Genomic DNA, 14,664 nt, shown 5'->3' with positions numbered 1-14,664 from the left:
TTTGTCCCTTGGTATTTCCTATACTTTTTCAATTGGATTTTCATCGTAGGAAACCCAATCAGAATAACTTCCCACATATAGCTTGATATTTGAAAACCCTGCCTCCATTAAGGCTACTATATTTGGTGTTGCTGTTACACCTGAACCACAATAAACAATAAATGAATCAGACTTATTAAATTCAGTGAATCTTTCTATTTGTTGTTCTTTCTCTTTCCAATATCCATCTTTTAAACCTTCCATCCACTCTTTATTGATCGCGCCAGGGATATGACCCGGTTTCTTATCAATAGGTTCCTCGATCCCAGCAAAGCGTGAATAAGCTCTAGAGTCTATTAAAATTGCTTGCTGAGAAAGCATATTTTCTTTTACATCTTCAATGGTTGCTAGCATTGAAGATTGAATAGAAACTGGAAAGTTTGCTTTTTTATAATTAGGCACTTTATTATCAATTGGATATTTTGCGTTTATCCACTCACGATACCCACCATTTACTATTGAAACCCTCTGATGTCCTAAATACGTGAGGAGCCACCATAAACGGCTTGCATATTGCCCCTCCCCATTATCATATAGTACAACATGAACATTTCTATCTATTCCTGCTGTTTCAAGTTTTTCTTTTAATTCACTCAATGATGGAAGAGGGTGCCTACCACCATGTTCTTTAGGTTTACCGGATAAATCCTTTTCCAAGTCAAAATAAACAGCACCAGGAATATGATTTTGCATATATGCTTTTTCCCCTGCACTTGGTTCACCTAAGGTAAATCGACAATCAATAATTCGAACATTATCTTCGTGTAAATGATTCTTTAACCAATTTATTGGAACAATTATACTCAACATGACTCCCCCCGTTCTTTTTCTATTAGTTTGATAATATGGTCTTTTGGAGTCCAGCAATCAAAAGTGTAATTCGGCTTTGTCTCATATCCTAAACGACTACATGAATAATGCATACCATGATCCAATTTTTCAGCATGAAAATGGATACATGTTGCACATACATGAAACCGATTTTTCTTCACTAAATCCACTCCCTAATTTCCAACTATTATCGATTAAGTTGATTTTTAATTTCTACCCATTCCTGAATATCTATATGTTCATCAAGGATATCATACCAACCATTAAATTGTTCACTGACATCAGCAGCAATCTCTTTTTTCATTCGTGAAAATTCATGATTAATATAGTTTGTATAGCTCAACAAAATTACCTTTTCCTGCTCACTAATATATTCATCCGCCAATGGTTTAAGTTTTTCTTCTAGTTCATCTTGCATTTTTTGTTTTTCATTTTTTTCAAAAAAGGCATTGGCGTTTTTAAAATATTTAAAGGACCTCTCTAATGGAGCTTTTGAAATCGATTCAAATGCATTAGGAAACTCTGGTGTTTTGTTTGGATTGAACTCTATCATTGAAAGAGTAATATCCTTCTCAATTTCTGTAATTTGATCTTTTATTTGATTGAATCGATGTTTTAAAGTTTCTTTAATAAAGTTTTCTAATCTTAATGACGTTGCTCTAAGTTCCTGTGCAAAATCATAGCCGAGACTTTGTAATAAGTCATCAAGAGCAATATTAAGTGATGATTTATTCGTCTTTTGAATTAATGATGGATTAAATGCTTCTTTAAAAAAGTCTGGGAAACGATAAAATACTCTTTGTTTCACATAAAATAATAATTCATTGCTTTCGTGCTCAAATTGTTCAATGGCTGACTCAGCTGTTGAAGCATCCATTAATTGAATAATATCTTCCTGCTCTTTTTTTAATTTTTGCTTCTTCGATTGTTTCTCTTCTTTTCCTTCCTGTGCAGTGGTTATAAATTGATCTAGCATTTGTAAGCCTTTTTGGTATTCTGATACAGCTGATTGAATGGTCATTTGCATTAAATCATTGTCAAGAAAATGATTAAATTCGTTTTTAAACTCATCAATTCTCGATTCCTCTACACGATCTGTTAGTGCTAAAAGACTAGATATACCGAAAAGACGCGGAAAACGAATTCCATATTGGGTTAATTGTTCATACACATATGTATGAACTTCCTCTTTTTCTTCTAAAGAATCAGCTAAATCGATTGCATTAATCATAAAGAACATTTTATCTAATTCAAATGCATCCTTTACTCTACCTAACTGGATTAGAAATTCACGATCTGCCTTAGAAAATGCATGATTGTAATAAGTAACATAGAGAATGGCATCTGATTGTTTAATATATTCAAATGCTACACCAGTATGACGCGCATTAATCGAATCTGCCCCTGGAGTATCAACTAGAGTTATTCCTCTTCTCGTAAGTTCAGAATCATAAAATAAATCAATAGACTCTACAAAGCATGATTGCGCTTCATTCGCAACAAAACCTCTGAATTCATTCATATCTGTTTTTAATGTTTGGCCTAGTGTGTCCTGGTAAATTGAATATCCCGCATGAAATGCTTTAAGAAATGAGAGATGTACATTTACATAACCCTCCGTATTTTCCTTCTCTATTAGCTTTGGAATCAATGCCTCTGCCTCAGCCAAAGATTTACATTGTTGGTCAAAGTATTTCAGTGATTTTTGGACATCTTCTAACACTTGTGCCTCTGTCTTCAAATGTACAGCTGCAGTACCATGCATATGTTCTTTTGTTGGTGGACAAATGCGGTTAATAGCGGCCGTCGTCGGATTTGGTGATACAGGGAGTACTTTTTCTCCTAAAAGTGCATTCGCAAAAGAAGATTTACCAGCACTAAACGCACCAAACAAGGCAATCGTATATTTTCTATTCTTCAGTCTTTCTGCTTTTAAGGCTAAATTATCTATTAACCGTTGAAATCCTTTTCGATTTTTTAATAAGGTGACAGCTTGATTCAATTTAGAAATGATGTTCTCTAACGAATCATTTGTTTCCAATTTAGTAGTTTCTTTCTCAGCTTCTTTAATAATCTGTTTTTTTTGCTCCTGATTTGTTGCTTGTTCTTCTTGTTTATTATAAATCCGAATATTTTTCTCTTCTTCTAGCCAATGATTTTGTAATGCTTGATAGCATTCATTTAGGTCTGATAATGGTTTAAAGATATTTTCTTCCTTTTGTTTTCTTTCACTTTCAAAGTTTTCGATTTCTTTTATCGCTTCCGTTGCTTTTTGTACATAATGCCATTCATCTCGAAGAGCTGCTAAATCCTTGTCAATTTGTCTTTTCAATATTTCCCCTGTTTTTTCTTTAAAATCCTGACAAATTACCCTTGCTTTTTTCTGTAAGCGTTCAACTATTTGATCACAATAGTTTAGTACATATTCACCTGTTAATCGTGCACCAGATTTAACCATTTGAGAGATGAACTCTTCATCAAATTCAACGGTTAAATTTTGAGCAGTTCTTTGAAGATCATCATTAATAATGTCTTCTTCCTTCAATATCTTTATAGCAAACTGGCGAAGATGCCAATTCAGTTGGGAATCTACTTGAGTACAAAGATTTTGATAGAAGGATTGTAAGCGTTCAGTTCTTTCAATCACTGTTTTTTTCTTTCCAAATAAGCCGACTTTAAAATCGGGTTGAACCGATTCCAAATATTTTTCTGCTAATTCCCGTGTTTGATAAGGCATTAAATATGCAGTTTTTAAAATTTCTTCCACCTGTTCATGAAATTTGTCTTGCCAGTTTTTAAATCGGTTATTTAATTGCTCAATTTGTTCAGCAAGAGCCTTTTCATCCTTTAAAATAGTTGCTAGCTTTTCTTCAGAATATTGCTGTAGAATTTCCTCAGCGTGTAACGATTTCTCTTCTTGCTGTTCTTTAAGCCATTTAAAATGCTCTTGAACAAGTATATGAATTGATGATTCCGTGGATGCTCTTAAACGTTCTTCCTTATTTTTCAAAGTGTTATCAATTAGATTTTTAACATCAGAAAATTGATTTCGTGTATCATTTGGCTTTTTCAATGTTGTATAAAAAATCCCATTTGGGTGTACATTCCATGATGCAAAGGACTCTTTGACAGACATTTTAAACTCTTCGAAGGACAATTCTTCCTCATTATGTTTATCAATTTGATTAATAATTAAGTATAGCTCCACGCCATTTTGTAAAAGTTCCTTCGTATACGTAAAATTTAATTCTGATTGGACATGATTATAATCCATTACATAAAATACGATATTAGCCAAATGAATAGCTGACTCAGTTGAAATTCGATGAGCATCATCTGTAGAATCAACTCCAGGCGTGTCCATCACTGTTACACCATCAGATAATTTTGATAATGATTGACCAATCTCTATTTCTCGAACATCACCATTTTTACAAAACTCCTTAACCTTGGCAAAATCGTATGGTGCTTGGAATAGCAACGGTGGTTCATTACGATAAAATACCTTAGCAAAATCCTTTTGGGATTTATGCACTTTAACAAGATTAGCACTTGTCGGAATGGGACTTGAAGGAAGGACATTCTCTCCAAGTAAGGAATTGATCATCGTTGATTTTCCTGCTGAAAAATGACCACAGAAGGCAATAATGTATTCATGATTCAATAATTTCTTTAATAGTGCTTCCGTTTTTTCCGCACGCTCTATATCTCCATTATTATGAAAATGTTTGTATAACCCAATCAATTGCTCTGTTGATTCTTGTGTTTGATTGATGTCCATCGTTTTTGTCATGTTGATTTTTATCTCCCTAACTAACATTTGATACTCCTATTTTAACGGATTTGATGTTGTTTCCCAAGAAAAAATTCTGCTTTTAAAAACATCTTAGTTTTGTTAAAAAAATGATTGCTTTCGTTTAGTTGCCTAACTGCATTCTTTTAGACTTAATAAACTTCAGCGGTTCTTATGATGTTTGTATCACTTTTCTAAGTGAACTAAAGGGAGGTCACGGTAATAATCTTATATTTATTAGTAAAATACGATTGTTTGAGAGAAGAACCAAATAAAAAAACGTCCACATTAGCCGTGAACGTTTAAAATCGCTTATAAGTTTAATCTTGCTTCACTATATTAGGATTAAGTCCTTTTATAATATATTTCATTAACATACTATAGACAACAATAGTTATGCTTACCAATCCCCAAACCATATTGTCCCACCACCTTTTGTTTAATGAAAAATAGACCTATTATTTAAAAAAATTATTTTCTATGTAACTGAGAATAACTTTCATCCTCAAGTAAAAAGATATCATAATCGAGAAAGGTTTTCAATTACTTTTTTAGCTTTGGAAAATATCTTGGTTGTTCATTATGAATGAATGCGTAATCCGTATTTTCAGCTAATATTTTCTCTTCATATGGAATTCTTATCGCTAATATCAATTGATTTAATATGAAGAAGCAATATAATGGACCCAAGAAACTAGACACGAAATGAGGAGATGTTAAAGTAGGTTTATGAAAAGAAATCGATACACACCAGAGTTTAAAGCTCAAATCGTGCTAGAGGTCCTAAAGGAAGAAAAGACCATGAATGAAATCGCTTCATCTCATGGAATTCACGTCAATCAAATTAGACAATGGAGGAATGCATTTCTTGATCAAATGCCTTCGATCTTCGCTAAAGAAAATAAAAAAGCGGATCAAATGAAGGCGGAATATGAAAATCAAATTGAAAACCTCTACGCTGAGGTTGGCCGTTTAACCACGCAATTGTCGTGGCTTAAAAAAAAATCTGGAATCAAGGAGTAGGGCCGAGCGTATTCAAATGATTGATTGGGATGATAAAGAGCTGCCAATCACTACCCAGGCTCAGCTGCTTGGGCTCAATCGTACTAGCTTGTATTATAAGCCAGTCGAGCCTTCTCCTGAGGAAATATTTATCAAGCACAAGATTGATGAAATTTATACCAAGCATCCCTATTTTGGGTCTAGGCGAATTACTGTTGTTCTAAACAACAATGGAATAAATATTAATCGCAAGGCTGTACAACGTCATATGCGGGAAATGGGCATTGCAGGGATTTCTCCCGGCCCTAACCTTAGTAAACGCAATCTTGAGCACCGGATCTATCCGTATCTTCTTAGAAATTTGGCCATTAGCCACCCTAACCACGTCTGGGGAATCGATATTACCTACATTCGCCTCCAACGAGGCTGGATGTATCTTGTAGCTCTGATAGACTGGTATTCTCGCTTTGTCGTTAGCTGGGAGCTAGACCAAACACTAGAGATTGACTTTGTCTTGGAGGCAGTGAAACGGGCTCTGTCGGTAGGACAGCCAGAGATCTTAAATAGTGATCAGGGTAGCCATTTTACCAGTCCCCAATATACCGGATTACTGCTGGATAAGGACATCCGAATTAGCATGGACGGCAAAGGAAGAGCCCTTGATAATATTGTTACAGAGAGGTTATGGAGAACGATTAAATATGAGGAGGTTTACTTAAAAGATTACGAGAGTCCAAGAGAAGCAAGGAAAGAGATTAACAATTTTATCCACTTCTATAACTATGAACGCCCTCACCAATCGATTGGCTATAAACCCCCCGCCTCCGTTTATGGCCTCGGAGTGATTCATCCATAAGGGATGATACTTCTCAGGGAAGAACCTGTCAAGGGTATGGCTAGCCCTCGCTCCGCTCGCCCTTGACAGAACCTCCCCTGAGAAGGAAAAATAGAGTAGGATGAATCACTCGCAAAAAAATGTGCACCTACCACCCCCCTAGCCCCAGTGAGCACCTCTAGCTCCTATAAAGCAGATATCCATAATGGATTCTGACCCACCTTAAAAAATTTAAATTAGTGTCTTGACGAAGGGGTCCACTTTAAGATCCCGTTGAGATATCTTATTTGCTTTATCCTTTCCAGTAGCAATGTGATCATTGTTGGAGCGTGTTTTTCTATATGTTTGGTAATGTGAAAAGGTATGTTCTTTAATTCAATCAGCAGGACTAGGTTATGTATTGATACAGGTAACACCTTTAATATTGAATGTTTTGAAGCAGGTTGGGAAGGCTATAAAAGCGAGTAAAAATGTCTGAATTTAATAATATATTAGTCTCTTTTTCTCTTAATATGGTAATATCTAACTGCAAAGTAATCTATTATCATATTGGAGGTATAGTATGAAAAAACTATTTACAAGTTTAGTAGCAGTCATTCTCATCTTTACTCTAAGTCCTTTAGCATCAGGAGCAGCAAGTAAACCAATCAAAGTCTTTTATAATGGTAATCAGCTTAAGTTTGATGTTAATCCGATAGTTGAAAATGGGACTACGCTCGTTGAGTTTAAATCCTTGTTTAATGCATTAGGGTTAAGCATTGGATATGATCAATTTACCAAAAAAGTTACTGGTAAAAAAGGGGATTTAAATATAGAACTAACTATTGGTAGTAAAGCTGCAACTGTTAACGGTAAAAAGGGATCTTTAGATGTTCCTGCTAAGATTAAAAATGGTCGTACATTAGTGCCACTACGTTTTGTTGGACAATCTACAGGAGCTAACGTTGACTGGGATAGTAAAAATCAAGTAATCAATATTAAAAAATCTACATCAAATGAAGCACCAACTATCCCTAATCCTCAACCAGAAGAACCAGTTAAAGAAATTCCAACATTAAAAATTGGGGAAACTTTTTCTAATGCTCAGTTAGACATCACTCTTCAAAAAATCGAATATGCTTCCCAAGGTATTGAGATTTACTTTGATTATCACAATAAATCAGATATTCCTGTTCAAATGCCAGGAAATTTTCAATTCAAACTAGATCAACCAATGTATGAGCATGAACTAAACAATATGGGTTTCAGTTATCGCTCACAATCTTTCGGATATATTTATAAAGGTGAATCCAGATCCGGTTACTATTTTTATGTATTCGACAAGAATGTAAAAATTAAAGAGTTAACATTTCATTCACTGCAAGATGGTATAATTAAAGAAGCACTTGTTAAATGGAATGTTGAGTAGTGTACTTTACTAGACTAGGAACAATTTACCTAGTCTTATAATCTTATTGTAAATTAATAGATTACAGCTTATATTTCAGAATAAGATTATAAAATATTCATGACTAATTAATATGTGGGAGTACTAATTTTATCAAAACGTGATTAAATTAGTCATTATAATATATGGACTTCATCCGTATTTTTCCCGTGTTCAACTGTCAGGGATTAAGTCTAAAAATGTGATTTATTTAGTGGGAGTATATTTGATGGTTTTAGGTGTTATTCCTAAAATAGGGGCATTAACTACCATTATTCCCTCTGCTGTTTTAGGTGGCGCCATGGTAGCAATGTTCGGAATGGTCATTGCGTCCGGTATTAAAATGCTTAGCCGTGTTGATTTAACTTCCCAAGGAAATTTAATGATTATCGCATGCTCAGTTGGTATGGGAATGGGAGTAACAGTGGTCCCTAAAATGTTTACCCATCTCCCTGAAAATTTTCAAATCTTAACAAGTAATGGTATTGTTGCAGGAAGCTTTACGGCAATTCTTTTAAATCTTTTATTTAATCATTCGGCTACTAAGCAAAAGAAAAGCATCGAAATAATAGGTCAAAAAGCTTCTTAAAAAAGTAGTCACACAATCGCTTTAAAGTGCATATAATAATCTATAGTTTTATGAAGCGAGTGTGACACGATTATATGGAAAAATATTATTGTGAGCATTGTAGAAACTTAACTGATAAACAGGAAAGTTGCAGTAAATGCGGGAAAGACGTAACAAGAAAAATTATTATCCACGTACAATATCAAAACATTTATGGATCAAACCTTAATGGGGTTTGATCCTTTTATTTTATCGATTGAAATGAGTATGTTAAAATATGTTTAAAAAAGTAGGGATATTATGTATTTACCTTCATTTCATTTAAATGGAAAAACAGCAATTATTACTGGTGCAGGTAGAGGAATTGGAAAAGCTTTAGCAATTGGTTTTGCGGAAGCTGGAGCAAATATTGCGTTATTATCTAGAACAGAAGCTGATTTAGTCGATACTGCTAAAATAATTGAACAACTAGGTAGAACAGCTTATATTTTACCCACGGATGTAACTAATCGCGATGAGGTAAAAGCGGCTATTAACCATGTAGCTGAGTCTGCAGGGAAAATAGATATTTTGGTTAACAATGCCGGAATGAATATTCGTTCTCAAGCATTGGATGTTACAGATGAGGAATGGCAAAAAATAATGGATACGAATTTAAAATCTGCTTTCATGGCTTCTCAAGAGGTAGGACATTTTATGAAGCAGCAAAATGAAGGAAAGATTATTACAATTGCCTCTGTAGGAGGACATATTGCATTAAGAACAGGAGTGGTGTATGCTGCTACAAAAGCTGCATTAATTCAGATGACTAAGGTTTTAGCCTTTGAATGGGGGAAATATAATATTAACGTAAATGCCATTGGACCATGGTATTTCAAAACTCCTTTAACGGAATCTTTATTGCAAGATGAAGCCTATGTAAATGATATCTTAGCCGTTACTCCTTTGAGACGAATTGGTGAATTGGAAGAGTTGGTTGGTCCAGCGATTATGTTCGCCTCTGAAGCAGGAAAATACATAACAGGCCAAACGTTATTTGTTGATGGTGGTATGACGATAAATGGATTTTAATTTTTTTCAGGAGCGGTTTATACATTGTAGTAACCGCTCTTTACATTTCAATTGATAAGATAATGTTTAATACCCCTGCTTGTTCGATATTTACAGGAAGACAAAGTGCTTTTTCGAAACCAGAAAACTTGGAATGTCCAATAATAACAGTTGGTGGAGTAATATCAATGATAAATCCTTTTTGGGATATACTAGTTGACATATTTCCTGCAAGCATGTTTCCTAGTTCTCCCGCAAAGGATTCGAGCATTTCTTCTTGAAGTGGCATGCCAAACATACCTTCTCCAATTTTTGAGATCATTTCTTTTTCAGCATCAATGATCATTCTTCCTTTAATGTCACCAGTAATTCCGATTAAGACACCGACAGTATGCCCAGCAATTGGTGATTTAAAAAGCTTTGGAGAATCAATGATAATCGTAAAGGGTAGGACAGATTGTAATGCTTCAATTGTTGAATTTAGTACATCTGTCACATTTTTTGTTTGTGTCAATAGTCGTTTCCTCCCGAATTTTGTCTAAATTTATAGTATCATTTTAGGTGAGATTATTAAATAGTTTTTAAATAATTTCGAAAAAATGAATATGATGGCGACTTGGAATGTTTATATGGAAATTTTTGATTCTATGGTATATATGATTTCAAAGGTATAATAAAATTGCACAACAATTCCTTCAAAACGAAAAAAGTGGATGCTCCAGTTATTGGGGCATTTTTTTTTGCTCTTTTCAAAAGCATTATATGATCGTACTCGGTAACAAAAGAGAGTGCCTGGTAACCAAAGAGAGAGTATGATTCCCTTGAAGGATGAAATAGAGCATGCTCGGTAACCAAAGAGAGAGTATGATTCCCTGAAGGAGGAAATGGAGAGTGTCCGGTAACTAAAGAGAGAGTATGATTCCCTTGAAGGAGGAAAATGGAGAGTGCCCGGTAACAAAAGAGAGTGCTTGATTCCTTTGAAGAAGGAAAATGAGCGTACACGGTAACTAAAGAGAGAGTATGATTCCCTTGAAGGAGGAAAATGAGAGTGCCCGGTAACCAAAGAGAGAGTATGATTCCTTTGAAGGAGGAAATAGAGCATGCCCGGTAACCAAAGAGAGAGTATGATTCCCTTGAAGGAGGAAAATGAGCGTACACGGTAACTAAAGAGAGTGCTTGATCCCCTTGAAGGAGGAAATAGAGCATGCTCGGTAACCAAAGAGAGAGTATGATTCCCTAGAAGTAGGAAAATGAGCATACACGGTAACTAAAGAGAGTGCTTGATTCCTTTGAAGGAGGAAATAGAGCATGCCCGGTAACCAAAGAGAGTTTGGTTCCCTTGAAGGAGGAAATGGAGCGTACATGGTAACCAAAGAGAGAGTTTGAATGCCGTTAAGGAAGAAAATAACGATTCATATAGCAAGTCCCTTTTCATTTAACTAAGAAAAGAGCTACAACCTTTTAAGAATCGCTGAATCTTTTACAAAGCAACAAACTATACGAAAACAGCATTTTTTTTATCCTTATACATAATTCTCCTTTATTTGGTAAACATATCCTTATCGCATAAGGAGAGATTATAAAATGTCTAAAATATGTGCAGTTGGTTTAGGAAAACCTACTTATAAGATTTCACAAAATGAGACAATGGAATTTGCCAAGCGCTTGTTTTCTTCCTCGTTTCCAGATATTCATAGACTTTTGAGAGTGTTTGAAAACGGTGAAATAACTTCACGATACTTTGTTAAGGATTTAGATTGGTATGAGCAAGAACATTCATTTGCCGAGAAAAATGATGCTTTTATAGATGAATCCTTTGAATTAGGAAAAAAAGCAATAAATGATTGCCTCGAACAATTGGAAGGAATCGATTATTTCGATATTGATGCAATATTTATGATATGTACAACCGGGATGGCTACCCCAAGTATAGAAGCGCGAATACTGAATCAACTTCCCTTAAGAGAGGATATTAAGCGTATTCCAATATGGGGACTTGGTTGTGCAGGTGGGGCTGCAGGGTTATCGCGTGCTTATGATTATTGTCTTGCACATCCGAAAGATAAGGTTATTGTGCTATCTATTGAGCTTTGCAGTCTTACGTTTCAAAAAAATGATCACTCCAAAAGTAATTTAATTGGTACATCATTATTTGCCGATGGTGCTGCATGTACATTAGTAGTAGGAAATGATTGTGAGCTACTTAAAAATATTTCATTCCCACTACCAACTATAATTGACACGAAATCTAACTTGATGAAAAATTCTATGGATGTAATGGGGTGGAATATTAAGAATGATGGTCTTCATGTCGTTTTTTCTAAAGATATTCCATCAATAGTAGAAAGCTGGCTAAAACCAAAAATAGCAACATTTATTCAAAAGTATGGGCTAAAACTTACCGATATCTCACAATTTATTGCTCATCCAGGTGGGAAAAAAGTTATTAGTGCTTACGAAAAAAGTTTAAACTTCCCATCTTCAATAACAGAAGCATCGAGGGAAGTACTCAGACAATTTGGGAATATGTCTTCTCCTACCATCCATTATGTACTAAAAAGTATTATGGAAAAGAATATCCAGTCAGGTGAATGGGGTCTTGCCTTAGCTTTAGGCCCGGGTTTTAGTTCAGAACAGTTGTTAATGAGGTGGGAATAATGTTTTTTAATCTTTTTTTCTCAATCATTATTATACAAAGGCTAGCTGAACTTTTCTTAGCAAAGAAAAATGAACGCTGGATGAAGCAAAACGGTGGAGAGGAATATGGTGTTAGACATTATCAACTAATGGTGATGATTCATTCCTGTTTCTTTCTTGCCTTACTACTTGAAGTATTTTTTTTCGAAAAAACGATTCATTCACTATGGATAGTCTGGTTAGCCCTTTTTGTTATCACACAGCTAGGTAGGATATGGGTTATTTATTCTTTGGGGAAGTATTGGAATACGAAAATTATCGTACTACCTAGTTCCAAAACAATTTCTAAAGGACCCTACAAATATTTAAAACATCCCAATTATTTAATTGTTACGTTAGAATTATTAATCATTCCACTAATGTTTAATGCTTATATCACATTAATTTGTAAAGTGGACCCCTTCGTCAAGACACTAATTTAAATTTTTTAAGGTGGGTCAGAATCCATTATGGATATCTGCTTTATAGGAGCTAGAGGTGCTCACTGGGGCTAGGGGGGTGGTAGGTGCACATTTTTTTGCGAGTGATTCATCCTACTCTATTTTTCCTTCTCAGGGGAGGTTCTGTCAAGGGCGAGCGGAGCGAGGGCTAGCCATACCCTTGACAGGTTCTTCCCTGAGAAGTATCATCCCTTATGGATGAATCACTCCGAGGCCATAAACGGAGGCGGGGGGTTTATAGCCAATCGATTGGTGAGGGCGTTCATAGTTATAGAAGTGGATAAAATTGTTAATCTCTTTCCTTGCTTCTCTTGGACTCTCGTAATCTTTTAAGTAAACCTCCTCATATTTAATCGTTCTCCATAACCTCTCTGTAACAATATTATCAAGGGCTCTTCCTTTGCCGTCCATGCTAATTCGGATGTCCTTATCCAGCAGTAATCCGGTATATTGGGGACTGGTAAAATGGCTACCCTGATCACTATTTAAGATCTCTGGCTGTCCTACCGACAGAGCCCGTTTCACTGCCTCCAAGACAAAGTCAATCTCTAGTGTTTGGTCTAGCTCCCAGCTAACGACAAAGCGAGAATACCAGTCTATCAGAGCTACAAGATACATCCAGCCTCGTTGGAGGCGAATGTAGGTAATATCGATTCCCCAGACGTGGTTAGGGTGGCTAATGGCCAAATTTCTAAGAAGATACGGATAGATCCGGTGCTCAAGATTGCGTTTACTAAGGTTAGGGCCGGGAGAAATCCCTGCAATGCCCATTTCCCGCATATGACGTTGTACAGCCTTGCGATTAATATTTATTCCATTGTTGTTTAGAACAACAGTAATTCGCCTAGACCCAAAATAGGGATGCTTGGTATAAATTTCATCAATCTTGTGCTTGATAAATATTTCCTCAGGAGAAGGCTCGACTGGCTTATAATACAAGCTAGTACGATTGAGCCCAAGCAGCTGAGCCTGGGTAGTGATTGGCAGCTCTTTATCATCCCAATCAATCATTTGAATACGCTCGGCCCTACTCCTTGATTCCAGATTTTTTTTTAAGCCACGACAATTGCGTGGTTAAACGGCCAACCTCAGCGTAGAGGTTTTCAATTTGATTTTCATATTCCGCCTTCATTTGATCCGCTTTTTTATTTTCTTTAGCGAAGATCGAAGGCATTTGATCAAGAAATGCATTCCTCCATTGTCTAATTTGATTGACGTGAATTCCATGAGATGAAGCGATTTCATTCATGGTCTTTTCTTCCTTTAGGACCTCTAGCACGATTTGAGCTTTAAACTCTGGTGTGTATCGATTTCTTTTCATAAACCTACTTTAACATCTCCTCATTTCGTGTCTAGTTTCTTGGGTCCATTATATCTAAAATAAGTGCCAATGTAGATAAGGTTGGTTCACACCTACCACATGGTATACGATGGCAATACTCTAGACCCCAATCTAAATTTTTCTTTTTTATTAATTGAGTGGTGTATGTTTTGTTTCAATCTTTTACATTCAATCCAGTTCATCAATAAAGTTTCTATATTTTTGGAATCAATTCCCTCTCCATTATTTGATAAATATGCTTGCCACGCTAAACCTCCTATCAACATAGTACTATCACATATATCATTCAATTTTCCTCCTTACAAAGCCACCTCAAAACTTGCGGTAGAAAGTAAGTTATCCTATCAATCAAAAATTTTTGATTGGAGTTTTTTGAAGACTACTATATTAAGGATCTCGTAGTCATTTGGCATATACCCAGACATGCTATTGGGGGTGGAATTGAATTTGGTATTTGATAAATCATATTTAGAGATAGTTTTGTCTAATATTGTGAAAGGAATTAATTAAATTGCGATTGAATATATTTATTTGGTGTTATAGATGAAAACAGTAATAAGTAATATAGGATGGTTATTAATAAAAGAGCAGGATATAATAGAAAACAATTAAGAAAGAGGTATGGTAAATCACTCAATACA

10 protein-coding genes and 1 pseudogene are annotated in these 14,664 nt (G+C 35.3%); 6 read left to right on the top strand and 5 right to left on the bottom strand.

Annotated elements, in window-relative coordinates:
- Positions 1-18: 18 nt before the first annotated feature.
- The 3 genes from MHI39_RS11020 to MHI39_RS11010 are packed head-to-tail and all read right to left on the bottom strand — an operon-like array spanning position 19 to position 4,690.
- On the bottom strand, positions 19-849 hold the full coding sequence (locus tag MHI39_RS11020) for a sulfurtransferase (protein WP_342541243.1): 831 nt from the start codon (positions 847-849) through the stop codon (positions 19-21).
- Positions 843-1,031, bottom strand: a complete 189-nt coding sequence (locus tag MHI39_RS11015; protein ID WP_058006434.1) for a hypothetical protein — start codon at positions 1,029-1,031, stop codon at positions 843-845. The genes MHI39_RS11020 and MHI39_RS11015 overlap by 7 nt, the downstream gene beginning before the upstream one ends.
- A 26-nt stretch (positions 1,032-1,057) precedes the next feature.
- The gene (locus MHI39_RS11010) at positions 1,058-4,690 is read right to left on the bottom strand and encodes a dynamin family protein (protein ID WP_342541242.1); all 3,633 of its coding nucleotides are present in this window, start codon (positions 4,688-4,690) and stop codon (positions 1,058-1,060) included.
- A 702-nt stretch (positions 4,691-5,392) separates the two neighbouring features.
- Here MHI39_RS11010 and MHI39_RS11005 point away from each other — a divergent pair.
- The 4 genes and pseudogenes from MHI39_RS11005 (at position 5,393) to MHI39_RS10990 (ending at position 9,565) form a co-directional block, all read left to right on the top strand.
- Positions 5,393-6,521, top strand: a protein-coding gene (locus tag MHI39_RS11005) for an IS3 family transposase (protein ID WP_152984831.1) whose coding sequence is annotated in 2 segments (ribosomal slippage) — positions 5,393-5,656 and positions 5,658-6,521 — 1,128 coding nt in all. Because the reading frame shifts where the segments join, the coding sequence is not laid out codon by codon here.
- 541 nt (positions 6,522-7,062) lie between these two features.
- Positions 7,063-7,908 carry a copper amine oxidase N-terminal domain-containing protein gene (locus tag MHI39_RS11000; protein ID WP_058006928.1) on the top strand — a complete coding sequence of 282 codons (846 nt, stop codon included), beginning with the start codon at positions 7,063-7,065 and terminating at the stop codon, positions 7,906-7,908.
- A gap of 190 nt (positions 7,909-8,098) precedes the next feature.
- A pseudogene (locus tag MHI39_RS10995) lies at positions 8,099-8,515 on the top strand (solute carrier family 23 protein); the annotation flags it as partial.
- A 279-nt stretch (positions 8,516-8,794) separates the two neighbouring features.
- The gene (locus MHI39_RS10990; RefSeq protein ID WP_259545194.1) at positions 8,795-9,565 is read left to right on the top strand and encodes a glucose 1-dehydrogenase; all 771 of its coding nucleotides are present in this window, start codon (positions 8,795-8,797) and stop codon (positions 9,563-9,565) included.
- A 40-nt stretch (positions 9,566-9,605) separates the two neighbouring features.
- On the opposite strand, the gene MHI39_RS10985 is transcribed toward MHI39_RS10990, so the two are convergent.
- A complete protein-coding gene (locus MHI39_RS10985) occupies positions 9,606-10,058 on the bottom strand; it encodes a chemotaxis protein CheX (protein ID WP_251337146.1) in 453 nt (150 codons plus the stop codon).
- Between the two features lie 1,070 nt (positions 10,059-11,128).
- On the opposite strand from MHI39_RS10985, the gene MHI39_RS10980 reads away from it, so the two are divergent.
- Together MHI39_RS10980 and MHI39_RS10975 are read left to right on the top strand one after the other, a co-directional pair.
- Positions 11,129-12,202, top strand: a complete 1,074-nt coding sequence (locus MHI39_RS10980; protein ID WP_342541240.1) for a 3-oxoacyl-[acyl-carrier-protein] synthase III C-terminal domain-containing protein — start codon at positions 11,129-11,131, stop codon at positions 12,200-12,202.
- Positions 12,202-12,663 (top strand): isoprenylcysteine carboxylmethyltransferase family protein, encoded by a 462-nt coding sequence (locus tag MHI39_RS10975; protein ID WP_342541239.1) that lies wholly within the window; start codon positions 12,202-12,204, stop codon positions 12,661-12,663. Before MHI39_RS10980 ends, MHI39_RS10975 begins: the two co-directional genes overlap by 1 nt.
- Before the next feature lie 210 nt (positions 12,664-12,873).
- Here the strand turns inward: MHI39_RS10975 and MHI39_RS10970 are convergent.
- Positions 12,874-14,002, bottom strand: a protein-coding gene (locus MHI39_RS10970; protein WP_152984831.1) for an IS3 family transposase whose coding sequence is annotated in 2 segments (ribosomal slippage) — positions 12,874-13,737 and positions 13,739-14,002 — 1,128 coding nt in all. Because the reading frame shifts where the segments join, the coding sequence is not laid out codon by codon here.
- Positions 14,003-14,664 lie beyond the last annotated feature (662 nt).

The sequence above is a fragment of the Heyndrickxia sp. FSL K6-6286 genome, assembly GCF_038630395.1.
Taxonomy (GTDB): Bacteria; Bacillota; Bacilli; order Bacillales; family Bacillaceae_C; genus Heyndrickxia; species Heyndrickxia oleronia.
Note: the sequence above shows the minus strand (reverse complement) of the source record. Positions and strands in the feature narration are given on the sequence as shown.

Bases quoted from the DNA above. Each gene is read 5' to 3' on its own strand.
- MHI39_RS11020 (WP_342541243.1), bottom strand. From the start codon at position 849: ATGTTGAGTATAATTGTTCCAATAAATTGGTTAAAGAATCATTTACAC.
- MHI39_RS11010 (WP_342541242.1), bottom strand. From the start codon at position 4,690: ATGTTAGTTAGGGAGATAAAAATCAACATGACAAAAACGATGGACATC.
- MHI39_RS10975 (WP_342541239.1), top strand. From the start codon at position 12,202: ATGTTTTTTAATCTTTTTTTCTCAATCATTATTATACAAAGGCTAGCT.
- MHI39_RS10980 (WP_342541240.1), top strand. From the start codon at position 11,129: ATGTCTAAAATATGTGCAGTTGGTTTAGGAAAACCTACTTATAAGATT.
- MHI39_RS11000 (WP_058006928.1), top strand. From the start codon at position 7,063: ATGAAAAAACTATTTACAAGTTTAGTAGCAGTCATTCTCATCTTTACT.
- MHI39_RS10990 (WP_259545194.1), top strand. From the start codon at position 8,795: ATGTATTTACCTTCATTTCATTTAAATGGAAAAACAGCAATTATTACT.